Genomic DNA, 23851 nt, shown 5'->3' with positions numbered 1-23851 from the left:
AAAATTTAATTTACCTTTAAATCAGTTTTCATAGGGTACGGATTAAAAACGGGCCAGGGTTTCTACCCAGGCCCAACTCTTTTTTAGGGGGTACCTCATTTTTTCAGATATTTTTTTACCCTATTTATTCCACCCTGTTTTTGATAGCAGTACCCATAGCAAGGGCCTCAAATGTGTACCCTTCACTGCTTGCCTGCTCTAAAAACATCGGCAAAATCTCTTTCAATCGGGGCCACGCTTTTTCACTGTCGTGGAATACGAGAATACTTCCAGCGCGGTAATTTTTCTTTACCAACACCCAGCAATCCGATGGGGATAATCGGATATCAAAATCAGCACTCAGCAAACTCCACATGATGATTTCATAACCTGCTTCCCTAAGTGCTTTTCCCTGGAAGCGCGTGAGTTTTCCATAAGGCGGACGAAACAGTTTACTATCAATATATTTTCCTGCTTCCAGAATGTTGTTGAAATAATCTGCTGTATTACTCTTCCATCCATTTAAATGATTCATGGTATGATTACCTGTACGATGCCCTTCCAGAAGTATGCGCTGATATACTTCTGGATAAGCAGCAACATTTTTTCCAATGCAGAAAAATGTTGCTTTTGCGTTCCAGGCTTTTAACTGATCCAATACCCAGGGAGTGATTTCCGGATGCGGACCATCATCAAAACTCAGGTAGATTTTTTTCTCTTTGGTACGCACCGACCAGATCCAATTCGGATAAAGGGTTTGTAACAGTTTATTTCCTTTCGCCCAGTACAACATTCCTCAAAAATAAACAATCCACCGGGCTTATCTTTGCGGCCTATGGCCAGAAAAGTTAGAGTTCGTTTTGCCCCTAGTCCCACCGGGGGATTACACCTGGGTGGTGTACGCACTGTATTATTCAATTATCTGTTTGCCCGCCATCACGGGGGCGATTTCATCCTGCGAATTGAAGACACCGACAATACACGTTTTGTCGAAGGCGCAGAAGACTATATCATGGAAACCCTTCGCTGGTGCGGTATGGAGCCGGATGAGAGTCCGGTTGCAGGCGGGCCTTATGCCCCTTATCGCCAGAGTGAACGCAAAGCAAATTACCGTCAATATGCAGATCAACTGATCGCCAATGGATATGCGTATTATGCTTTTGATACACCCGAGGAGTTGGAGGAAATGCGCACGCAGTTTAAAACTGCAGAGAATCCATCGCCCCAGTATGATCATCAGTTGCGTATGAAGATGCGCAACTCCCTCAGTATGGGAGAGGATGAAGTGCAGCGCCTTATCAGTGAAGGTGTTCCCTATGTGGTGCGCATTAAAATGCCAGAAAATGAAACTGTTTCTTTCACGGATATGATTCGCGGAGAAGTAAGTTTTTCAACCGGCACCGTGGATGATAAAGTCTTGTTGAAAAAAGATGGCATGCCTACTTATCACCTGGCGGTGGTGGTGGATGATTATCTGATGAAAATCACCCATGCTTTTCGAGGTGAAGAATGGTTGCCCAGTGCACCCGTTCATCTCTTATTATGGAAATACCTGGGCTGGACGGATGATATGCCGCAATGGGCACATCTTCCACTGATTTTAAAACCCGATGGAAATGGCAAACTCAGCAAGCGCGATGGAGATCGGTTAGGCTTCCCAGTTTTTGCCATGAACTGGACAGATCCGCGCACCAATGAATTCACACAGGGTTTCCGCGAAAGAGGATTTTTACCGGAAGCATTTGTAAACATGCTGGCCATGTTGGGCTGGAATGATGGCAGTGGTAAAGAGATTTTTACCATGGAAGAACTGATCGCTTCCTTCGATATGAGCCGTGTTCATAAAGGCGGTGCCAAATTTGATTTCGAAAAAGCCAAATGGTTCAACCACGAATGGATCAAAGCTGCTCCTGCAGCGCGTTTGCTGCCGGATGTAAAACAAATTCTGACCAAAGCAGGTATTTCGGTTACAGATGACAGTTATCTGGCAACTATTATAGACCTGGTAAAGGAACGCTGTACCCTTTTACCTGATTTTGCAGAGCAGGCAGGTTTCTTTTTTGCAGCACCTACATCACCTGATATGGAGCCGGTGAAAGCCAAGTGGAATCTGGACAAGAATTTATTCTTTACGGATCTGCAGGGCGTACTGGCAGATTTACAAGATTGGTCAGCAGCCTCCATTGAAACAGCCTTTAAAGAGATGGCTACCGCCCGTGCGATCAAAGTGGGAGAATTACAATTACCACTTCGATTGATGCTGGTAGGAGGCAAATTTGGTCCGGCTGTTTTTGAAATTGCAGCCCTGATTGGCAAAGCATCCACTATCGCACGCATTAAAAAAGGACTGGAAAACCTTGCATAAATAAACTTGTCACTGTATTTTGTCGCCCAATGAGAAAAAATAACACCTCATCCCGTTTCCTGAAGACTTCTTTTTTGCTAATAGCAGTTGGCGCAATTATTTCCTGTCAGAAGGAAATTAATCCATTGGAAGAAGAAAACAATGAACCAGGTACAGGTGCCCCAGTACCTGCTGGCAGTTCATATATGCCTTATACAAAGGGTTCAACCTGGACTTACCAGGACAGTGCTGTTACCAACTTCAAAACGGTACTGGTAGCTACGGATGTTTCCAAAACAATTGCCGGCATCTCTTACAAAGAATATGAAGTTGCGGAAGGTATAAATGATTTGCCTGTTTATTACGGAAAAATAAAGAACGATTATTATATGCTACTGGAGAGTGGATCCGTTAATGGAGCCACCATTGATATCAATTTACTTTTCTTAAACGATAAGGAAAATGTAGGTTATACCTGGACCAAAGATGCAGGAACTGCCAATGGTTTTCCAGCCCGTATCAAAGGAAAAATTGCAGCGAAAGGAATAACTAAAACATGGGCAGGCAAAACTTACAAGGACATCATTCATACAAGTGTTGATTTGGAATACAATCTCATGGGAACCTGGATGCCGATGGGCACCTATCAATTTTATTGTGCTAAAGGGATTGGGCTGGTTAAGACAGATTATTCTTTAAGTCTGTTGGGACAAACCTACACTTCAACTGCCTCTTACCTGGTTGACTACACCATCAAATAATTCAACCCAGCGCTTTCATTTGGTTAACCAACGGAAGCCAGTCTGAGCCGAATAAATTTTGTAATAGCAGGCGATCGGAATCCTCCAGCTGAACAATGCCACTGGAATTTTCGATCGCTTGTTCTTTTGTACGAATGCCTGGTATCACAGTGCTTACCTGCGGATAACTCAGGATAAAACTCATGGCCAGTCCGGTTTTGGTTGTCTTGTACTTTTCACAAAGCGGCCAGATTTTTTCTTCCAGGATCGATAATGATGCATCTAATACTGATTCATTGAGCCGGAAGCTCCGATGATCATTTTTACCAAACTGTTGATTACGCTTAAACTTTCCCGTTAGTAAGCCAAATTGCAGTGGCATACGGGCAATAATGCCATATCCGGCGGCAGCAGCCTTTTCCATAACCGGCAGTGCAATTTGGTTGATCAGGTTAAATACCAGCTGAAATCCGGATCCTTTCTGATGTTGCAGGATATAATCAGCCTCAGGCGCCGGTTCAAAACTGTTGAGCGACAAACCCCAGTACCGGATCTTTCCACTTTGTTTCAATTCCTCCATGGCTTCGATACAAGCTTCGGTTTCAAAATGCTGGAGGCGGGCTGAATGCAGTTGATAATAATCGATCCGGTCTCTTTTTAAGCGTTTCAGACTTTGCTCAACAGCATTTATTATATACGTTTTAGAGTAATCGAGAACGATGGTATCATTGATAGCGCGGTGTCCCACTTTGGTAGCAATTAACAGATCGGGATTTCTACCAATAGTATTGCCGAGCAATGTTTCTGAATGACCCAGACCATAAAAATCAGCGGTATCAAAGAAGTTGATCCCCTGGTCCAGTGCCTGGTGAATGGCTTTTTTAGAGCTTTCATCATCTGCAGGTCCCCAGCCAATGGGCGTATTTCCTACCATGGCATCGCCCCCGATTGCCCAGGCCCCAAAACCGACCTCACTCACTAACAGCTCAGTATTTCCAAATTTCCGGTATCTCATCCCTCCAAGCTACAACTTTTCACCCGTCCGGTGGCACCGGACGGGTGAAGGGTGATTTGACTATCTTTACCCCGCCATATGAATAACATGAATCGACCTGTACGTGTACTGGTTGCCAAGGTAGGCCTGGATGGTCACGACCGCGGCGCCAAAGTCATTGCCACTGCCCTGCGCGACGCAGGCATGGAAGTCATTTATACCGGACTGCGCCAGAGCCCCGAAATGGTTGTTAACGCCGCCCTCCAGGAAGATGTGGACGCCATTGGAGTAAGTATTCTCAGCGGTGCACATATGACTGTTTTCCCAAAACTCATTGAATTAATGAAGGAGCGCGAGATGCAGGATGTCCTGCTCACAGGCGGGGGCATCATCCCGGAAGACGATATGAAGAAGCTCCAGGAAATGGGCGTTGGGCAACTCTTTCCACCCGGCACCAATACTGCTGATATCGCGCAATACATCACCAACTGGGTGAAACAACACCGCAATTTTTAAGAGAGAAAACTATACCAATGCAGCTGTCAACTATCTTAACGCACCTGAATGAAGGGGTACTAACGATTACGATCAACCGACCCGATAAACTGAATGCCCTCAACAAAACAGTAATTGAAGAATTACATACTGTACTGGATTCTTTTTACAAGCATCCCGAAATGAAGGCCGCCATCATCACCGGAGCCGGACCAAAAAGTTTTGTCGCCGGAGCTGATATCTCAGAATTCCTCGAATTGGATGCAGCCGGGGGAGCAGCACTCGCCGCAAAAGGGCAGGAACAGGTATTCTCTAAAATCGAAAACGCTCCCAAACCCATCATTGCCGCAGTCAATGGATTTGCACTCGGCGGAGGTTGTGAACTCGCGATGGCCTGCCATTTTCGCCTCGCAGCTGAGCAGGCGAAGTTCGGGCAGCCGGAAGTAAACCTCGGCCTGATCCCAGGATATGGAGGAACACAGCGACTCACCCAACTCATCGGGAAAGGCAAGGCAATGGAACTCATGATGACCGGAGCCATGATCAATGCTGCCGAAGCACTGCAACTGGGTCTCGTAAACTATGTAACTCCCGCAGAAGAACTGTTGCCCAAAGCCAACAGCCTGCTGCAAACCATCATCCATAAAGCGCCCCTGGCCATCAGTGAAGTCATCCGTCTTACGAATATTGCGGCCATTGGAGCAGACAATGGTTTACAGGAAGAAATCAATGCATTCGGACGGCTTTTTGATACTGCAGATGCCAAAGAAGGTGCCACTGCCTTTCTCGAAAAAAGACAACCGGTTTTTAAAGGAAAATAACCTGTGCCGTTAACTTTGCGGCCAACCAAATACAATCGCCATATGGACTACAGAATTGAAAAAGATACGATGGGTGAAGTGAAAGTGCCCGTGGATGCCTATTATGGTGCCCAAACCCAGCGCAGTATTGAAAATTTTAAGATCGCGCAGGATACCAATAAAATGCCGAAGGAAATCATCCAGGCATTTGCTTACCTGAAAAAAGCAGCCGCCATCACCAATTTCGAAGCAGGTATACTGCCCAAAGAAAAAGCTGATATGATCGGCAAGGTTTGTGATGAAATCCTGGAAGGCAAACTGGACGCTTATTTCCCCCTGGTAGTTTGGCAAACCGGATCCGGTACCCAGAGCAATATGAACGTGAATGAAGTGGTAGCATATCGCGGACATGTACTCAATGGCGGTCAGCTTTCTGATAAAGAAAAGTTTCTGCATCCGAATGATGACGTAAACAAATCACAATCCTCCAACGATACCTTCCCTACTGCGATGCATATCGCGGCTTATAAAATACTCCTGGAAGTAACCATTCCTGGTATTGAAAAACTGCGCAACACACTTGCTGATAAGAGCAAACAATTCATGCAGGTGGTGAAAATTGGTCGCACCCATTTCATGGATGCCACCCCGCTCACCGTAGGACAGGAATTCAGCGGTTATGTATCTCAGTTAGATCATGGTCTGAAAGCAATTAAAAATACCCTGGCGCACCTGAGTGAACTCGCGCTGGGTGGTACTGCAGTAGGAACCGGTATCAACACACCTCCCAACTACAGCGAAAACGTAGCCAAACATATCGCAACCTTAACAGGACTGCCTTTCGTAACTGCTGAAAACAAATTTGAAGCCCTGGCGGCACACGATGCCATCGTGGAAGCACATGGTGCGTTGAAAACAGTTGCAGTAAGCCTGATGAAAATCGCTAACGATATCCGGATGCTCTCCAGTGGTCCGAGATCCGGCATTGGTGAACTCTTCATTCCGGATAATGAACCCGGATCCTCCATCATGCCAGGTAAAGTAAACCCTACCCAGTGTGAGGCGCTGACTATGATCGCGGCACAGGTAATGGGGAATGATGTAGCTATCAATATCGGCGGTGCAACCGGCCATTTTGAACTGAATGTGTTCAAGCCAATGATGATCTACAATTTCCTGCACAGTGCCCGCCTGATTGGAGAAGGTTGTGTAAGTTTCAATGACAAATGTGCCGTAGGAATTGAACCAATTGAAGCGAATATTAAAAAACACGTGGATAACTCCCTGATGCTGGTTACCGCCCTGAACCCCAAAATCGGGTATTATAAGGCGGCCGAAATTGCACAGAAAGCTCATAAAGAAGGAACTACCTTAAAAGAGATGGCTGTAAAACTCGGCTACCTCAGTCCGGAAGAATTTGACGAGTGGGTGGTTCCCGGGAAGATGGTAGGGCTCTAAGACCCTTCCATTCGTCGAAATCCTAGTCTCGCTAAAACAATAAAACGGCCCTCGTGGCCGTTTTTCATTGACAAAATTGATTGTTAGTACACTAAAATACTCATGTTCTGTTTTGGTCCGTTCCCTACTATTGATTTGACGACCAATATCCACTGAAAAACCAAGAGGCTTGGTTAAAAGGAAATGTTGTCAATTTCGAATATAGGGTTTAGCGTCCCTCCTTTCTGGGAGGGACTATTTTTTTACCAACTATCTCGTAGTAGCAAATCGGCCATTGGAAATGACAATTGGATTACCGGTTGCGGATTCCACCACAGTTCCTGAGAAGGTTCCCACAGCCCGGTCTGCCGTCAGCTCCGTAATTACCATCCGAAAATCAGTAGTGGTAGGATTTGTTTCGAAAACAAACTCTCCATTTTCAGCATAGGCGAAATTAGCAAAGGGAAATACGTATTCACCAACCTGCAGGGAGGTACCGCCAAAACTCACAAACCACTGTCCGTTGTTAACAGGAGTAAATCCTTCTACATTTACGAACTGGAATACAGAAAAATCCTCCACAAAACTCGTATCAATGGTGCCACTGTACTGGGTACTGCCAACACTGAAACTCCAGGTATTCAGCTGGTTTTGCTGCGTCGCTTTTTCAACACTGGTTTCCTTGCTGCAAGCTGAAATCAATACCGCGATAACAAGCGCCAGTAATGCCAATCCCTTTTTCATAGTCATTTATATTTAAGACACCTGCACATCGTCGTTCACACGGGTGCTGGTTTCAATGGGTCGTTTTTTATCTTTTTCTTCTTTCGGAAGAAACTTATTCTGGAATATCAGCAACGCAATCACTCCCACAGAAATGGAAGCATCCGCGATGTTAAATACCGGACTGAAAAATTCAAAATCTTCCCCACCTACAAAGGGCATCCATTCAGGATAGGTGGTACGTATGATCGGGAAATAAAACATATCCACCACTTTCCCATGTAAAAACCCTGCATATCCCTGCTCCGGAAACATTTTTGCCACCGAAGTATAGGTACTCTCCTCAAAAATCAGCCCATAAAACAAACTGTCAATCAGGTTACCCAGGGCTCCCGCAAATATCAATCCCACACAAACTATAAAGCCCGGATGCTGCTGCTTCCTCAATATACTGCGAATGTACCAGACCCCAAATACCACTGCCACCATGCGGAACAGCGTTAACGCAATTTTACCGAATTCGCCCCCAAACTTCCAGCCCCAGGCCATGCCTTCATTCTCTACAAAATACAACTGGGCCCACTCCGCGTTCTCGCCAAACATTTTGATCCCCCGATCATAAGGTGTCAGCGGCTGGTGACTTGCATCCCAATGATAACTCAGTGGCATATTGGTCTTAACCCAGATCTTCAACGCCTGATCAGCTACCAGAATCAGTATTATTAAGAGTATTAAATTCCTTGCTTTAGCCATAATCAACTTGTAAAACAACAAAGATAACCGTTGGACTTGTTTTATTCCTGGTAATAAATTCTTTTTACCCGCTGGGAAATACCCGTCAGGATCTCATAAGGAATGGTACCCGCCCATTCCGCCACATTCGAAACCGGCAGCCCTTTTCCAAAAACCGTAACAGGATCACCTTCCCGCACGCCTTGCAAACCGGTAATATCAATCATGGTCATATCCATACAAACTGAACCAATTGTCGGAACCAGTTGACCCTTCAACAATAATTTTCCAACCCCATTTCCCAAAGACCGCGGATAGCCATCTGCATATCCTATTCGAATCGTGGCAATCCGGGTCGGACTTATAATCCGCCCCCTGCGACCATATCCTACTGACTCACCCGGCTCGAGGTCTTTGATTTGCGCGATGGTGGTAACCAGGGTGGAAACTTCCTCCAATGGTGATAATCCCGCCATGGCAGCATCAAATCCATAGAGGCCAATTCCCAGCCTTACCATATCAAACTGCCATTGCGGATGCCGGAAAATTCCAGAGGTATTTTCAATATGCCTCAGAAACGGATACTGAACTACCTCTTTCAACGCCTCCGAAAATTGTTCAAAGCGCTGCACCTGCTCTTTGGTAAAGGCATCAAATGCCGCATCTTCACTGGCTGCCAGATGACTGAAAACCGACTGTATTTTAAAGGGTGAACCAGGTAGTTGCGCAGTTAAAAAAGGAAGTTCTGCCAGTGCAAAGCCCAAACGATTCATGCCAGTCTCCAATTCCAGGTGAACCGGGTATTGTGGAATGCCTTCCTGGCGGATAAAATTCGCAAAGCTTTGAAACAGGCTGGAGGAATACAAGACCGGCTCCAGATTATGTTCTACCAATGCATCAAAACCAGGTGGCGCCACATTCATAACCATAATTGGAAGATGAATACCGGCCTTACGCAAGGCCACTCCTTCATCTGTATAGGCCACCGCCAGATAATCCACCCCATGAAACTGCAGCAGATTCGCGATCTCAAAACTGCCACTGCCATAGGAAAAGGCTTTCACCATAGCCATGAGCCGGGTTCCTTTCTGTAGGCGCTGCTGGTACCATTTGAGATTCTGCAGCATCGCATTCAGGTTGATCTCCATAACGGTCTGGTGTACCTGCTTTTCCAGCAAGGCAGAAATCCGTTCAAACTGAAAACGACGGGCTCCTTTTACCAGGATGGTTTCCTCTCTGAAATTCAACTCTTCCCAATGCTGCAATAATAGATCGGTGGCTGCAAACCATTGAAGTTCTGAAAAACCATAGGCTGCAAAGATGGCTGCATGTTCTGTTATATCCGGACCAACTCCTATCACGCGTTGTACTCCATGATGATGCAATAAAGCTGCTACGCGTTCGTAGAGCTGTGCAGATGTCCAGCCGGTTTCCGGAATATCTGAAACTATGACGGTCTTTTTCGAATGCTGCTGCTGTTGCGATAAAAAATCCAGTGCAATTACCAGCGAACTGATATCCGCCGAATAACTGTCATTAATAACCGAACACTGGTTAATGCCTTCCTTCAACTCCAATCGCATGGAAATGGCATGCAGTCCGGATATTCGTTGCTGTATTGAATCAGGCGCTATACCCAATTCAAGCAGGACCAATATGCAGGTCAGGCTGTTTTCCAGCGCCGCATCACTGCTAAAGGGAAGGGCTAACCGAAAATCAAGTTCCTTATATTGAAGCTCTAATTCAGCACTGTCTTCCTTTCTTGAAATTGTTTTTATCAGCAGGTCTGCACTGGCATGTTGACCAAATCGAACCAATCGCTGTCCGGCTTGTACCCTGCTTTCTATAAATTCATTGATCCAGTCGTCCTGGTAATGAGTGATGATTACTTTACAGGTATCAAAGAGTTTCCACTTTTCTTCCAGCTTTTCCTGCATCGAGGCAAAGCCTTCACTATGTGCCAGACCCAGATTGGTAAAGATGCCGATACCCGGTTGAATGATGTCAGCCAATGCCTGCATTTCTCCCTTGCGAGATATACCTGCTTCAAATAAACCCAGTTGATGCTGTTCATTCATCAGCCAAACGCTCAGGGGTACTCCAATTTGAGAGTTGTAACTCCTGGGACTTCTGACTATTCGGTAATCGGGCTCCAGCAACTGGTTCAACCATTCTTTTACGATAGTTTTTCCATTGCTGCCGGTGATGCCTATAACCAGAATAGAAAATTGGCGGCGATGATGTGCTGCAATAACCTGGAGCGCTTTAACTGTATCCGGCACCCAAATGATATTGGCTTCCTTCAATCCTGAAATATCCACTTCTTCGGATACCAGGAAATGCCGCACGCCCTGCTGATACAGAGCAGGAATAAACTGGTGACCGTTCCTGTTACCACTTACAATAGCAAAGAATAAGCTGGTTTGGGGAAAAAGTAGTTTCCGGCTGTCATTCAGCAGGTGTACAACCAGGCCATTCTCGGCTTTCTGTACCCATCGGCCCTGCAGAATTTCAGCGATATCGGAAATGCTGTACATGTTTGTTTATTCAGGTTCTTTGGACGCGAGCTCTTTGGCGGCCTTTTGATTGGCCACATAAATCGAATAAACGATGGAAGCACTAATACAAAACACAATCACGAGCAAGGAAACATAGATTGGCATATGAATATCAAAATATGCTATCAGCATTTTTGCGCCGATAAACACCAATACAATCGCAATTCCCTGTTGCAGATAAGAAAACTTATTCACTGCACCTTTCAGCAGGAAGAACAAGGAACGCAATCCCAGAACCGCAAAAATATTGGACGTATATACCACCATCCGATCCTGGGAGATAGCAAATACCGCCGGAATGGAATCCAGTGCAAATACAATATCGGTGGTTGCCAGCATAATCACCACCACAAACATGCTGGTGTAATACCGTTTTCCATCTTTCATGATCGTATACTTACCACCACCATCATGCGCCACCAGCGGGAGTATACGCTGCAGGAACTTATACACTGTATTCTCCGACATATCTGTCTCTTCATCGTGTTTTGCTGTAAACATTTTGATACCGGTATACAGCAGCAATGCTCCGAAAACATATAGTAACCATTCAAAACGTTCAATCAGCACAATACCAACCGATATGAAAATGATGCGGAAAACAATGGCGAGGATAATTCCAATCAGCAAGACTCTCGGCACATATTCCTGCTTTACGCCAAAGAAAGTGAAGATGAGTATGAATACAAAGATATTGTCGATGCTGAGCGACCATTCCATCAGGTAAGCACTGAGGTATTCCAATGCTGGTTTTTGTCCATCTTCAAACCATACAAATACAAAAAATCCAAGCGCCAGGGAAACCCAGAAAATGGTTTGCCCCAACGCTTTTTTCATAGTTACCTCAGATGATTTTTTACTCATCAACCCGAGGTCAAATACCAGGGCCAGCACTACAACGATGCCAAATACTAAATACGTAATCTGTTCGGGTGTCATGTTCTCTTATTTATGCTGATAGCGCAGCTTTCTGAAATAGTGGAAAGCCCATCCAAAGGCAATCATCAACAGGATCGGTACCACAATATTGATCAGTTGCCAGTTGGTTTTGCTTTCTTCCAGTTTCTTCTGATCCAGTAAACGCAGACTGAAATCCTTGGCCCTGGTTTCCAGGATACCGGATTCATCTACGAGGTATTCAATGGAATTTTGAATGAAATCACGATTCGCAAACTGGAACTTGGTATAGGGATTCATGCCCATCGGAAGCGGACCTTCATTCTGGGTTACTGCATTCAGGGCGATATCTCCATCCGCAATGACAATCATTTTACTTTCGGGAGATTGTGTATTAATTGTTTGTCCCTGTGCGGTTATGAATGTTCTCTGTTCTGTACTCAGGCGATTCGCATAATGAGAAGTAAATTTCCCTTCCAGCAATACCGCAACCGGGATGCTCGATTTATTGAAGGTGTTGAAGTCTTCTTCCGTTTGCACTGAATTCCAGCTCACTTTAGCAGGCGTTTCGAGTGTGCGTGCCTGTTGGGAGCTGGCCAATAAAATCGTTTTCTGAATTCCTTTAGCTTCCACCGTATCCAGGGTATTGGGAAACTGGGTCAACACATAATCCAGGTTTTTGGCAATCGGGTGACCGCTGTAATTGGACAGCAGCGGACTATAAAACCAGGGAAGCAATTGAATTTGAGGTTTGCCTCCCACTGAACCAATAACGGAAGGCATTTTATCTGCATTCAGGTCCTGCAGGAGATCCTGGTTGATGCGTACGCCATAGCGGAATAGCAGGTCATCCAGTTCGAGTCCGCGGTCAAAGGCAATAAATTCATTTTGCGTACGCTGGAGACTGTCCATCTCTGCATAAAGCTTATCAATCATCCAAAGCAGTTTTCCGCCCTGCATCACATATTGATCCAGTTTAATTTTCTGTTCATCACTAAAAGTGCTGGTAGGCTTGGTTATGATCAGGGCATCAAAAACCGGGGGGATCAATCCCACGCTATCAATAGGAAGTATGCGGAACGCATAATTTTTACGCAATACATTTTCAATCAGATCCTGGACCTGGTAGGTAAGAGGTTGTCCATTTCCAACCAGGTAGCCTATCAGAGGAACGGTATCCTGGTTCAGTTGTTTGATTGCATTGGCAAACTTGAATTCGAGCAAGGCTTCTGCCGTGTTAAGTGATTCGAGTCCGCCTGCTGCACTCACGCCCTGCAATAAATCAATTGCAGTAGTTCTTCCCTTGTGCTGGATGACGGCACCCGGGAATACCAGGCGCTCTTCCTGTCCCTCTCCTTCCTTCGTTTGCGCCTTAATGTTAGTAGGGTTGAGTCCCAGGCGCGATAGGGAATCATACAGGATCGCTTTTGCTGTATCATTCAATCCTTCTCCGGGTTTAATAAACTGAAACCGGATATTGGATTTCCCAACAGCTTTGAATTCGCGCAACAGATCATCGGTACTGGCGGCGAGTTTCTTAAAGCCGGCGGGTAATTCGCCACTTAATAAGACATCGATCTGTACAGGTTCTTCAATTTCGTTTAAGAGCTTGCGGGTAGGTGATGATAATGTGTATCGACCTTCTGCAGTAAGATCTAATCTCACCGGAACTTGTTCCGCGAGCCAGTTTACTGCGATAACAACCAGCAGTAAAAGCATCCAATAAAATTTGTTGGAAAGCAGGTTCTTTTTCATACTTACTGGTTCAGCGCAATTTTACGGTTGGTGATGAGCAGGAAAAAAGCAATTACGCTGCCGAAATAAATGATATCCCGACTATCTACTACGCCCCTGCTGATGCTTTGATAATGGAAATCGATACCGATTTTTTGCAGCAGATAATCGGCATTTCCCTGCAGGGCGGGTAACTGGCTCAGCGCGTTGAAGCCGGTATATAAAATGAAACACATAAATGCACTTAATAGAAAGGCGATTACGCTATTGGAGTTCAGGCTGCTACACCAGGTACCGATGGCAGTAAAAACAGCAGCCAGCAAAAACAGTCCGATATAGGATCCGATAGTGCCACCCCAATCGATGCCTTTGTCTACCGCCAATGCCTGAACGCTGAACGCATAGAGGATGGTAGGGAGCAGTGCAATTACCACGATGGCATAGGCACCCAGGAATTTTCCAACTACCAGTTGGGATGGTTTCAGTGGCCGGGTTGCCAGGATTTCAAAAGTTCCTGCCCTGAATTCATCGGACCAACTGCGCATGGTAACAGCCGGAACCAGGAAGAGCAGGATCCAGGGTGCAAGCTGGAAGAACTTATCCAGGCTCGCATAACCATAATCCAGTATGCTGGAATCGGGAAATACAAAAAGAAAAAGTCCGTTTAGCAGCAGGAAAACGACGATAGCCACCAGGCCAGTCAGACTTCCAAAAAACTGCCTGAACTCTTTTTTAGCAATTGACCACATAGGGGGTAAAAATAAGGTGAAATGTGAGACGTGAGACGTGAGACGCTGAATTTCCTCGTCTCACATCTCACGTCTGACGTCTCACATACCTTATACTGCAAAGCTTTCCCCGCAGGCGCAGGTTCTGCTGGCATTGGGGTTACTGAAATAAAAACCTTTACCATTGAGGCCGTCGGAGAATTCCAGGGTGGTATTTACCAGGTAGAGAAAACTCTTCAAATCGGTTACTACCTTGATGCCATTATCTTCAAATACCTGGTCGGCCGGTTTGCTCACATTGTCAAAATCCAGTTTGTAGCTGAGTCCGGAGCATCCTCCTCCCACAACGGAAACCCGCAGGAAATAGTCCCCGGTTTTGTTTACATCTGCCTCATCCAGCAGCTTCAATACTTTATCCTTTGCTTTATCACTTACAAATAACATAGTCGTCTCCGTTTGTTTCGATATACAAATTTACATTTTTTACCGGACGGGTGGCACCGGACGGGTGGCATCCGCCGAGGCGGAGTGAAATTCCTGCCTGAACAATTCCAGCACCCACTCAATTTCAGCTTCTGTGGTGAAGCGGCCCAGGCCAAAGCGAAGGGCTGAATAGGATCGCTCATCTGAGAAACCCATGGCTTTCAATACATAAGACGGTTCCAGGGTTGCAGAAGTGCAGGCCGAACCAGCAGACAAGGCCAGTTTTTTGTTAAACTGTAAGAGCAGGCTATTGGAATCCCGATCGGGAAAGGAGATATTCAGGGTATGAGGTAACCGGTTGGATGGATGTCCATTCAGGACCACCCCCGGTATTGATAAGATTCCCTCTTCCAGGCGGTTTCGCAAAGCTGTAAGTCGCGCTGCCTCTGCCTCCATTTCCAACCTGCATAGATCAGCCGCTTTTCCTAGTCCCACTATGCCCGGTACATTCAACGTACCCGAACGCATCCCACGTTCATGACCTCCGCCATCCATTTGCGCGGTTAGTCGAACCCGGGGATCCCTTCTTCTCACGTATACAGCTCCGGCACCTTTGGGACCATAGATTTTATGCGCTGAAAGGGTTAAAATATCAATATGATCAGTGACCACATCCACCGGGATCTTTCCTGCTGCCTGGGTGGCATCGGTAAAAAAGAGCACTTCATGCTTTTTAGCAATCGCCCCGATTTCCCGAACAGGCAGAATTACGCCTGTTTCATTGTTGGCATACATGATGGCAATCAGGATTGTAGTGGGCCGGATTGCGGCTTCCAGTTCCTGCAGGTTGATCATCCCGGTTGAATCTACCGGCAACCAGGTGATTTCCAGTCCTTTTTTTTCCAGGTGCTTGCAGGTATCGATTACAGCTTTATGTTCGGTTTGGCAGGTAATAATATGATTACCCTTGGAGGCATACATTTCTGCCACGCCCTTGATAGCCAGATTCACTCCTTCGGTAGCCCCTGAGGTAAATACAATTTCCTGGGGAATGGCTCCGATCAACCGGGCCACCTGTTCACGTGCGAGCTCAACTGCTTCCTCTGCAGCCCAGCCATAGGCGTGTGACCTGCTGGCGGCATTGCCAAACTGTTTGGTGAAATAGGGCATCATGGCCTCCAGCACCCTCGGATCCATGGGGGTGGTGGCATTGTTATCCAGATAAACCGGTACCTGAAAAGGAGTTTCCATATACTTAGAACATAAAGTTACAAGCAATCGTTCGGATAAGGGTAAAGTCAGCAAAACCACCCCTTATCTTTGAATTGCTGGTGGATGTCCTGCTCCGAGCACACTTCCTCTGGTTCAAAAATCAGGTGACACATGAATAAAATTGAACATATCGGGATTGCTGTAAAAAGCCTGGAAACCTCGATCCCGCTCTATGAAGCCCTCTTGAATACACCTTGCTATAAGACCGAAGAAGTGATAACAGAGAAAGTGCGTACCGCTTTTTTTGCAGCGGGAGAAAGCAAAATTGAATTACTTGAAAGCACCGACCCGCAGGGAGTAATCGCCCGCTACATAGAGAAAAAGGGTGAAGGCATGCATCATATTGCGTTTGCCGTGGAAGATATTTATGCTGAAATGGACCGCCTCCGCGCAGCAGGATTTGAACTCCTCAATCCCGAACCCAAACCCGGTGCGGATAATAAGCTGGTCTGTTTTTTACATCCGAAGGGAACGACAGGGGTGTTGGTGGAGCTGTGCATGGAGGTGAAAGGTGAAAAGTGAGACGTGAAAAAGATCCTTCCCCTTTCACCTTCTTCTTTTCACTAACTTTCACTTTTCACCTTTCACTTTTCACTTTTTCAGCCATTCGGCGTCTTTTCTCTATCCATTCGGCTGCTTTCATGTGACCAGTCAGTCAATTGGAACCGCTCCGGCACTATTGTTTCACTGTTCTGGGATCGTCCGTGAAGCGTCCGTGAAGCGTTCCGGAATCGAATAAGGATACTTCGGGGAACTGGAATCAGAGCTCCTATTTCTCCTTTGTCTCCCTTCTCCCTCTTCCATTCCTCCATCTTCCATACTAGGTCTCACTTTCCTTATTCAACCCCAGCTTCTCCACGGCGGCCTGGGCAGCTACCTGGCTGGCGTCTTTTTTATTGTAGGCCTTGCCCTGGGCGAGCAACTGGCCATCTACCACCGCACCGATGGTGAAGAGGCGGCGGCCTCCCTCAAACTTCTCTTCAAGGGTTTCAAATTCGAGGTTCTTGCCATTTTTGTTGGCCCAACCGTATAATTTGTTCTTGTGATTGATTTCGAGCAGTTCCAGATCATCCATAAACATATAGGGCAGGATGATCCGCTCCAAAACCCAGGTACGGGTTTTCTTGAATCCCTTATCCAGGTACACAGCCCCTACCACTGCTTCCAGGGTATTGCCAAAGATCTGGCTCACCTTGAGAGAATTATCAAACTTGTTGAAATAGACGATTTTTTTGAGGCCCATTTTGATAGCCACTTCATTGAGGGTTACCCGGTTGACCATCTTGGAGCGCATCTCTGTCAGGAAACCTTCCTCGCGATAGGGGTATTTTTTGAAGAGAAAATCAGCCACAATACCACTTAAAATGGCATCGCCAAGGTATTCCAGCCGCTCATTGTTATCTGCAGAAGAATCCTTTACCGACCGGTGCGTCAGTGCAGTTTTATATAGGTCGGTATTTCCAGGCGCAAACCCGAGTACGTTTTTCAATTGTTTCTTGAACTCCGTCGTTTCGGGAGAGGAACCTTTCAGAATGCTATCAAATAAACCCACAGATTTCGTTTAGTTACCGGGGTCAATTTAAGCGTTTGGCGCCAGACTTACTAAATTAACCCTCAAATTTCTTCACAATCACACAGGCATTGTGTCCGCCGAAGCCAAATGTATTGCTCAGGGCAGCCCGTACCGTGCGTTTTTGTGCTTTGTTGAATGTGAAATTCAGCCGGGGATCCAGTTCCGGATCATCCGTAAAGTGATTGATGGTTGGCGGAACGATATCATGCACCACTGCCTGAATTGCCGCGATGGCCTCAATTACCCCAGCCGCACCCAGACAATGCCCGGTCATCGACTTGGTAGCAGAGATATTCAGGTTATAGGCATGTTCGCCAAACACGTTCATGATTGCTTTTACCTCAGCTACATCCCCCAAAGGAGTTGAAGTACCATGTGTATTGATGTAGTCGATATCGGATGGCTGCATTCCCGCATCTTCCAGGGCCGCCAGCATTACATTGCGCGCGCCTAATCCTTCCGGATGGGGAGCTGTAATGTGATGCGCATCCGCGGTAGCGCCACCACCGGCAATTTCGCAATAGATTTTGGCACCACGGGCTTTCGCATGCTCCAGTTCTTCCAGGATCAGGATACCGGCTGCTTCACCCATTACAAATCCATCCCGGTCTTTATCATAAGGACGGCTGGCGGTAGCGGGCTCGTCATTGCGCTCACTCATTGCCTTCATGGCATTGAATCCACCTACCCCTGCTTCACTGATAACTGCCTCAGAACCACCACTTACGATGATATCTGCTTTGCCCAGCTTAATCAGGTTAACAGCTTCAATAATAGCATTGGTACTGCTCGCACAGGCACTCACTACAGCAAAATTGGGACCGCGCAGGTTGTGGCGCATAGAGATTTGTCCGGCTGCAATATCCAGGATCATCTTGGGAATGAAGAAGGGATTGAATCGCGGAGTGCCATCGCCTTTGGCGAAGTCCATTACCTCATTTTGGAAGGTAATCAGTCCACCGATTCCACTGCCGAATACCACCCCTGTACGATCAGGGTTGACATTTTCGCGATTCAGTCCCGCATCTGCCATAGCTTCATCTGAAACTACCAGGGCAAACTGGGTGAACCGGTCAATTTTTCGGGCTTCCTTTTTATCGAGAAACTGCGTTGGATCAAAGTTCTTAACCTCACAGGCAAACTTTGTTTTGAATTTGGAGGCATCAAACAAAGTGATATTGTTAGCGCCGGGAGTGCCATTAATCAGACCCTGCCAGTACTCCTCCAGGGTATTCCCGATCGGAGTCAGCGCACCCATACCTGTGACTACAACTCTTTTAAGTTCCATGTAGATTGCCGGATTTTAAAAGTGAATAATCCGCCTTCTTAGCGGAAATGCTTTCGAGAGGCGGATTAAATATTGCCTGAAACGGAGTTCCGTTTACTTAGCGTGCTCTTCTAAATAAGCAACAGCCTGGCCTACAGTAGTTATGGTTTCGGCCTGCTCATCCGGGATAGAGATGTTGAATTCTTTTTCGAATTCCATGATCAGTTCTACTGTATCCAGAGAGTCAGCTCCAAGATCATTGGTAAAAGAAGCTTCGTTAGTTACTTCTGCTTCGTCTACTCCTAATTTGTCAACAATGATCTTTTTAACTCTTGTTGCGATGTCTGACATTGTAGTAAAGTTTAGTTACGGCTGCAAAAATATACTTTTTGGGTAAATAACAATTTTTGATGCTTTTTTTAATTTCTGACCCGAAATCTGGCTGATAAGCTAACACATAGTAGTAAATTTTTTTAAATTACAAATCCGAACAGCACAAAACGCAGCAGATGGCACTTAAAATCATTGACCACGGCACTCCGGAATACCAGCAAATGATCAAGTTGCGGGATGAAATCCTGCGTAAGCCATTGGGACTGAGTTTTAGCCAGGAGGAACTGATGCAGGAGAAAGATCAAATCCTGATCGGGGCTTTTGATGATGATAAGATGCTGGGCTGTTGTATGCTGGTAAATGAAGGGGATGGTGTGGTTCGCCTGCGCCAGATGGCAGTCAATAATAACCTGCAGGGCAAAGGAATTGGCCGGGCACTGATGAACTTTGCCGAAAATATCGCCCGCGACCAGGGTTTCAAACGCCTCACCATGCATGCCCGAAAAACAGCAGTTGGCTTCTATGAACACCTGGGTTACCAGATCTCCAGTGAGGAATTTGAAGAGGTGACGATTCCTCACTACATCATGGAAAAACGCTTACGGTAGGCGAAAAGCAAGTTTTCCGGAATCCCCTTGACCTTTCAATCGCAGTTGTTGCGCCTCTACCTGCAACTCAGTGAAATCTCGAATCATCCAGATCACACGTTCATGATCAAAATTGCTGTTGTTCACAGCCACAACCCGCATACCCGCAGCTAATCCTGATTTGATACCACTGTCGGAATCTTCAAATACCAGGCAGTTTTCCGGATTTATACCCAATTTGGCTGCACCTTTCAGATAGGGCTCAGGATCCGGTTTGCCTTTGGTTACATCTTCCATGGTGATGCTGTCGGTGAAATGCTGATCCAACCCTTGCTGGTGTAAAAAATGCCAGGCACGTTTATGAGGGGAACTCGTAACTAATATAAAGGGTAACCCACGGTCAGCAATACCCGAAATAAATTCCTGCACGCCCGGAATCAGGGCTGGCTGCATGGTTAAATCAAAGGATACGCCATCATCATAAATTTCCTGTTTGCGTACATCATCTGCGTGATGAAATAGTGTATGAATCGTTTCCCAGGTAGTTCTTCCATGAATCTTTTCCTTAATGATCTGTTTATTAAAAGGGATACCTTCCCGTTCTGCCCACTTGCCCCAGAATGTTTCAATAACAGGGTTGGAATCCAGGATCACTCCGTCGAGATCAAATAAGATGGCCGATATCATATGGTTGGTTCTTTTTCTTTTGTTTGGGGAATTTCCACTACCTGCTTGTGCATCCGTTGCAGGAAGGTCAATATGGTTGCCATATCCTTCATGCCTTCCACTACCAGCAGGAAATTCTTTCCGCTTTGTTTCAGGCGTGCATTGTTGGTATAGGTTTGAAGATAAGCCAGGATACTATGAAACAGTTCTGATTCAAAATAAGGTGAATCGTGTTTGTTAACGAAGAAACATTTCAGTACCTGGTCGCGCAACAAGAGCTTTTCAAATCCAAGTTCCACACTGAGTTTGCGAATCCTCACGGTATCAAAGAGATCTTCCACCTGCGGAGGAACCGGACCAAAACGATCGCCCATTTCCTGGTGGAAAGCCTGCAATTCATCCTCTGTTTCACAGTTGTCGAGGCGCTGGTATAAGGACAAACGTTCGCCAATACTTTCAACATATTCATCCGGGATCAGTATTTCCAGATCGGTATCAATGGTACAATCCTGCACATAATCTTCCTGCCGTGCAATTTCTTCTTTGAACAGTTCGCGGAAGGAAGTGCGTTTCAGTTCTCTGATCGCTTCATCCAGGATCTTCTGGTACATTTCAAATCCGATCTCAGCCATGAATCCACTCTGTTCGCCCCCAAGCAGGTTACCGGCTCCGCGGATATCCAGGTCGCGCATGGCAATCTGGAATCCACTGCCCAGTTCACTGTGTTGCTCCAATGTCTGGAGTCTTTTTTTAGAATCCGAAGGCAGGGTACTCATCGGCGGTGCCAGCAAATAACAGAAGGCTTTTTTATTACTTCTGCCCACACGCCCTCTCAACTGATGCAGGTCACTTAATCCAAACTGGTGTGCGTTGTTGATAATGATTGTATTCACGTTGGGAATATCCACACCACTCTCAACGATATTGGTACAAACCAATACATCGTATTTCTTATCGATGAAATCCAGGATACGCTCTTCCAGTTCATGACCTTCCATTTGTCCGTGTGCATAGCCAATACTTAAATCGGGACAATGACTCTGAATGATGGCCGCCATTTCTGCCAGGCCTTTCACGCGGTTGTGAATAAAGAAAACCTGTCCGCCTCTTTCAGTTTCAAAATAGATCGCATCCCGTATAAAATCTTCATTGTACACCTGCACTTCTGTTTGAATGGGTTGCCGGTTAGGCGGCGGTGTATTCATGATACTCAGATCCCGTGCGCCCATCAGACTGAACTGCAGGGTTCTTGGGATAGGGGTAGCAGTTAGGGTGAGGCAATCTACGTTGGTACGAAGCGTTTTGATTTTCTCTTTGTGTGCTACACCAAATTTCTGTTCTTCATCAATGATGAGAATGCCCAGGTCCTTGAATTTTACATCTTTGGCCAGGATGGCATGCGTACCCACCAGTATATCAATCTTGCCTTCTTCAACGCGTTTGAGTGTTTCTTTTTTCTCCTTAGCAGATTTGAACCGGTTGATATAATCCACGGTCACCGGAAAATCACGCAGGCGATCTGAGAATGTTTTATAATGCTGAAAAGCAAGAATCGTAGTAGGTACCAAAACAGCAGCCTGTTTACCATCTACCACTGATTTGAAGGCAGCCCGAATAGCGACTTCAGTTTTACCAAAACCTACATCACCACAAACCAATCGGTCCATGGGCGAAGGTGATTCCATATCTTTTTTCACATCCGCGGTAGCCTTGCTTTGATCCGGTGTGTCTTCATAAATGAAGGAAGCTTCCAGCTCCGTTTGCAGATAGGTATCCGGAGTGTGCTGGAATCCGGTTTGCGCTTTACGTTGTGCGTATAACTGGATCAGATCGAAAGCGATTTCCTTAACGCGGGTCTTGGTTTTCTCTTTGAGTTTGGCCCAGGCATCACTACCCAGTTTGTTTACTTTTGGAACGGTGCCTTCTTTACCGGTGTATTTGGAAATTTTATGCAGGGAGTTGATATTCACATAGAGGATATCACTGTCCTTATAAATGATACGAACAGCTTCCTGCAATTTGCCATTCACATCCAGTTTCTGCAAGCCACTGTATACTCCTACCCCATGATCAATATGTGATACGAAATCACCGGGTTGTAATTCACGCAGGGTACGAATGGTCAGCGCCTTGTTTTTATTGTAGGCCTGTTTAACCTTGTACTTGTGATACCGCTGAAAGATCTGGTGATCGGTATAACAAACCAGTTTCAATCCTTCATCAATAAATCCTCCGTGAATAGCTGCGGGAATCGGAGTGAAATTGATTTCAGCTTTAAGGTCGGCAAAAATGCTGTGTAATCGCTCCAGCTGTTTGGGATTTTCCGCGAAGAGAAACAATTGAAATTTCTTCTTCTCCCATTGTTGCAAATCTTTGATGAGTAATTCAAACTGGCGGTTGAAAGCAGGCTGCGGACGGGTTTGAAAATCTACTTCATAAGCTACTCTTCCCTGCCAATTGGCATGGCCTTCGAGTTCAACGATATGATGGTGTTGAAGAATAGATGCAATCTCCTCAGCTGTGAGAAACTCATCTTTTTTAATAACCGTGCGAATAAGTTTATCTTCTTCCTCTTCTTCGCGGGCAACATGCGCTTCATTTCGGGTGAGGAACAAATCCAATTCTTCTTCCTGCAGTTCGAGGCGTTCTTTTACAAAGGTCCAGTCGTTCATCCAAACCACCGTATTCTCTGGGAAATAATCAAACAGGGAGATGGTAGCTTCATCCGGCATTTCAGCCTGCACATTCGGAATGATATTAACCTGCAAAAGTTTTCGCTCGCTTAGCTGTGATTCAGGGTCGAAGAGGCGGATGCTATCCACCTCATTACCGAAAAGTTCAACCCGATACGGTTTTTCATTGCCAAAGGAGTAGATATCGAGGATGCCTCCACGAACAGCAAATTGTCCGGGTTCATAGACAAAATCAGTCCGGGTGAAACCTGCATCGGTCAACTGTTCATAGAGTTTAACCGTATCCAGGGTATCATTCACTTTAATGCGAATGATATTACCACTGAGCGTTTCTGGTCGTACCAGTTTTTCAAACAGCGCTTCGGGATAGGTGATCACCATCTTTTTATTACCCCCTGCACTGAGTCGGGTCAGGGCTTCCGTTCGCAGCATAACGTGACTGCTATTCAGCAGCCGGTAATTTTTTTTGATACGGAAGGAAGAAGGGAAATAAAAAAGATCCAGTGCTTTGGACAAACTTTCCAGGGTATTGTGGAAGTATGCTGCTTCTTCCGCATCGTTAAGTACAACAACATGATTGAGTTGTTCCGAGACTGAATGTTTGAAAAGCGCTGTCAGCAAGAATTCCGGGGAGCTGCCGGTCAGGTTTTTCAGCACGAGGTGCTGGGGTACGGACATAGTGAGCCTGTCCGCCAATTGAAAGAGGCGGGGGTCTTTAGCGTACTGCTCCAGTAAATGTTCCAAATTCATTACACAAATACCCCCGGTTAAGGGGGTGAAGGGTGCAAAGGTAATACGAATAGTTTTTTATAACTTGTGTCAACCACTAAGCTTATAAAAACGTTTTGTAAAAAAACGTAGGCTTTAACTACTCCG

General features: G+C 45.9%; 22 protein-coding genes. 7 read left to right on the top strand and 15 right to left on the bottom strand.

All coding sequences use genetic code 11. The annotated features are described in order from the left end of the window. Positions 1 to 124: 124 nt before the first annotated feature. Positions 125 to 772, bottom strand: coding sequence for a polysaccharide deacetylase family protein (locus MD536_RS17150; RefSeq protein ID WP_239602366.1), 648 nt, complete (start codon positions 770 to 772; stop codon positions 125 to 127). Between the two features lie 42 nt (positions 773 to 814). Here MD536_RS17150 and gltX point away from each other — a divergent pair, with 42 nt between their 5' ends. Together gltX and MD536_RS17140 are read left to right on the top strand one after the other, a co-directional pair. Continuing rightward, a complete protein-coding gene (gene gltX / locus MD536_RS17145) occupies positions 815 to 2344 on the top strand; it encodes a glutamate--tRNA ligase (protein ID WP_239602364.1) in 1530 nt (509 codons plus the stop codon). 29 nt (positions 2345 to 2373) lie between these two features. Beyond that, a complete protein-coding gene (locus MD536_RS17140) occupies positions 2374 to 3084 on the top strand; it encodes a hypothetical protein (RefSeq protein WP_239602363.1) in 711 nt (236 codons plus the stop codon). A 1-nt stretch (position 3085) separates the two neighbouring features. Here the strand turns inward: MD536_RS17140 and MD536_RS17135 are convergent, their stop codons facing one another. Next, positions 3086 to 4078 (bottom strand): aldo/keto reductase, encoded by a 993-nt coding sequence (locus MD536_RS17135; RefSeq protein WP_239602361.1) that lies wholly within the window; start codon positions 4076 to 4078, stop codon positions 3086 to 3088. Positions 4079 to 4165: 87 nt separating this feature from the next. Here MD536_RS17135 and MD536_RS17130 point away from each other — a divergent pair, with 87 nt between their 5' ends. Genes MD536_RS17130 through fumC form a run of 3 tightly spaced genes read left to right on the top strand, consistent with a single transcriptional unit; the run spans position 4166 to position 6810 of the window. Further along, positions 4166 to 4573, top strand: a complete 408-nt coding sequence (locus tag MD536_RS17130) for a cobalamin B12-binding domain-containing protein (RefSeq protein ID WP_239602359.1) — start codon at positions 4166 to 4168, stop codon at positions 4571 to 4573. Positions 4574 to 4590: 17 nt separating this feature from the next. Next, positions 4591 to 5373 (top strand): enoyl-CoA hydratase/isomerase family protein, encoded by a 783-nt coding sequence (locus MD536_RS17125; RefSeq protein WP_239602358.1) that lies wholly within the window; start codon positions 4591 to 4593, stop codon positions 5371 to 5373. 42 nt (positions 5374 to 5415) lie between these two features. Then, the gene (fumC, locus tag MD536_RS17120) at positions 5416 to 6810 is read left to right on the top strand and encodes a class II fumarate hydratase (protein WP_239602357.1); all 1395 of its coding nucleotides are present in this window, start codon (positions 5416 to 5418) and stop codon (positions 6808 to 6810) included. A 249-nt stretch (positions 6811 to 7059) separates the two neighbouring features. On the opposite strand, the gene MD536_RS17115 is transcribed toward fumC, so the two are convergent. The 8 genes from MD536_RS17115 to MD536_RS17080 form a co-directional block, all read right to left on the bottom strand. After that, positions 7060 to 7533, bottom strand: coding sequence for a hypothetical protein (locus tag MD536_RS17115; protein ID WP_239602355.1), 474 nt, complete (start codon positions 7531 to 7533; stop codon positions 7060 to 7062). A 12-nt stretch (positions 7534 to 7545) separates the two neighbouring features. After that, the gene (locus MD536_RS17110) at positions 7546 to 8265 is read right to left on the bottom strand and encodes a lipoprotein signal peptidase (RefSeq protein ID WP_239602354.1); all 720 of its coding nucleotides are present in this window, start codon (positions 8263 to 8265) and stop codon (positions 7546 to 7548) included. A 41-nt stretch (positions 8266 to 8306) separates the two neighbouring features. Then, the gene (locus tag MD536_RS17105; RefSeq protein WP_239602352.1) at positions 8307 to 10781 is read right to left on the bottom strand and encodes a bifunctional UDP-N-acetylmuramoyl-tripeptide:D-alanyl-D-alanine ligase/alanine racemase; all 2475 of its coding nucleotides are present in this window, start codon (positions 10779 to 10781) and stop codon (positions 8307 to 8309) included. A gap of 6 nt (positions 10782 to 10787) precedes the next feature. Next, positions 10788 to 11741, bottom strand: coding sequence for a TerC/Alx family metal homeostasis membrane protein (locus MD536_RS17100; RefSeq protein ID WP_239602351.1), 954 nt, complete (start codon positions 11739 to 11741; stop codon positions 10788 to 10790). A 6-nt stretch (positions 11742 to 11747) separates the two neighbouring features. Beyond that, the gene (gldG, locus tag MD536_RS17095) at positions 11748 to 13454 is read right to left on the bottom strand and encodes a gliding motility-associated ABC transporter substrate-binding protein GldG (RefSeq protein WP_239602347.1); all 1707 of its coding nucleotides are present in this window, start codon (positions 13452 to 13454) and stop codon (positions 11748 to 11750) included. Between the two features lie 2 nt (positions 13455 to 13456). After that, complete coding sequence (gene gldF, locus MD536_RS17090; protein WP_234867890.1) at positions 13457 to 14182, bottom strand: gliding motility-associated ABC transporter permease subunit GldF; 726 nt, start codon at positions 14180 to 14182, stop codon at positions 13457 to 13459. A gap of 90 nt (positions 14183 to 14272) precedes the next feature. Further along, positions 14273 to 14605: a HesB/IscA family protein gene (locus MD536_RS17085; protein ID WP_234867889.1), complete on the bottom strand. Its 333-nt coding sequence runs from the start codon at positions 14603 to 14605 to the stop codon at positions 14273 to 14275. A gap of 39 nt (positions 14606 to 14644) precedes the next feature. Continuing rightward, entirely contained in the window at positions 14645 to 15835 is a 1191-nt protein-coding gene (locus tag MD536_RS17080) for a cysteine desulfurase family protein (RefSeq protein ID WP_239602346.1), read from the bottom strand. 132 nt (positions 15836 to 15967) lie between these two features. Here MD536_RS17080 and mce point away from each other — a divergent pair, with 132 nt between their 5' ends. Beyond that, positions 15968 to 16378 carry a methylmalonyl-CoA epimerase gene (gene mce, locus MD536_RS17075; protein ID WP_239602345.1) on the top strand — a complete coding sequence of 137 codons (411 nt, stop codon included), beginning with the start codon at positions 15968 to 15970 and terminating at the stop codon, positions 16376 to 16378. 298 nt (positions 16379 to 16676) lie between these two features. Here mce and rnc read toward each other — a convergent pair whose 3' ends face one another. The 3 genes from rnc to MD536_RS17060 form a co-directional block, all read right to left on the bottom strand. Further along, positions 16677 to 17408 (bottom strand): ribonuclease III, encoded by a 732-nt coding sequence (gene rnc / locus MD536_RS17070; protein WP_239602343.1) that lies wholly within the window; start codon positions 17406 to 17408, stop codon positions 16677 to 16679. Between the two features lie 55 nt (positions 17409 to 17463). Continuing rightward, positions 17464 to 18717 (bottom strand): beta-ketoacyl-ACP synthase II, encoded by a 1254-nt coding sequence (fabF, locus tag MD536_RS17065; protein ID WP_239602341.1) that lies wholly within the window; start codon positions 18715 to 18717, stop codon positions 17464 to 17466. A 93-nt stretch (positions 18718 to 18810) separates the two neighbouring features. Further along, positions 18811 to 19047, bottom strand: coding sequence for an acyl carrier protein (locus MD536_RS17060; RefSeq protein WP_026751146.1), 237 nt, complete (start codon positions 19045 to 19047; stop codon positions 18811 to 18813). 158 nt (positions 19048 to 19205) lie between these two features. Between MD536_RS17060 and MD536_RS17055 the strand changes: the two genes are divergently transcribed. After that, positions 19206 to 19637, top strand: coding sequence for a GNAT family N-acetyltransferase (locus tag MD536_RS17055; protein ID WP_239602340.1), 432 nt, complete (start codon positions 19206 to 19208; stop codon positions 19635 to 19637). On the opposite strand, the gene MD536_RS17050 is transcribed toward MD536_RS17055, so the two are convergent. Next, positions 19629 to 20303, bottom strand: a complete 675-nt coding sequence (locus MD536_RS17050) for an HAD family hydrolase (RefSeq protein WP_239602338.1) — start codon at positions 20301 to 20303, stop codon at positions 19629 to 19631. The two genes, MD536_RS17055 and MD536_RS17050, sit on opposite strands and share 9 nt — an antisense overlap. Beyond that, positions 20300 to 23725 carry a transcription-repair coupling factor gene (gene mfd / locus MD536_RS17045; protein ID WP_239602336.1) on the bottom strand — a complete coding sequence of 1142 codons (3426 nt, stop codon included), beginning with the start codon at positions 23723 to 23725 and terminating at the stop codon, positions 20300 to 20302. The genes MD536_RS17050 and mfd overlap by 4 nt, the downstream gene beginning before the upstream one ends. Positions 23726 to 23851 lie beyond the last annotated feature (126 nt).

Origin of the sequence: Flavihumibacter cheonanensis (assembly GCF_022352215.1) — a bacterium.
Classification (GTDB): Bacteria; Bacteroidota; Bacteroidia; order Chitinophagales; family Chitinophagaceae; genus Flavihumibacter; species Flavihumibacter cheonanensis.
The sequence above is the reverse complement of the archived record's forward strand: the minus strand, read 5'-3'. Positions and strand labels throughout refer to the sequence as shown.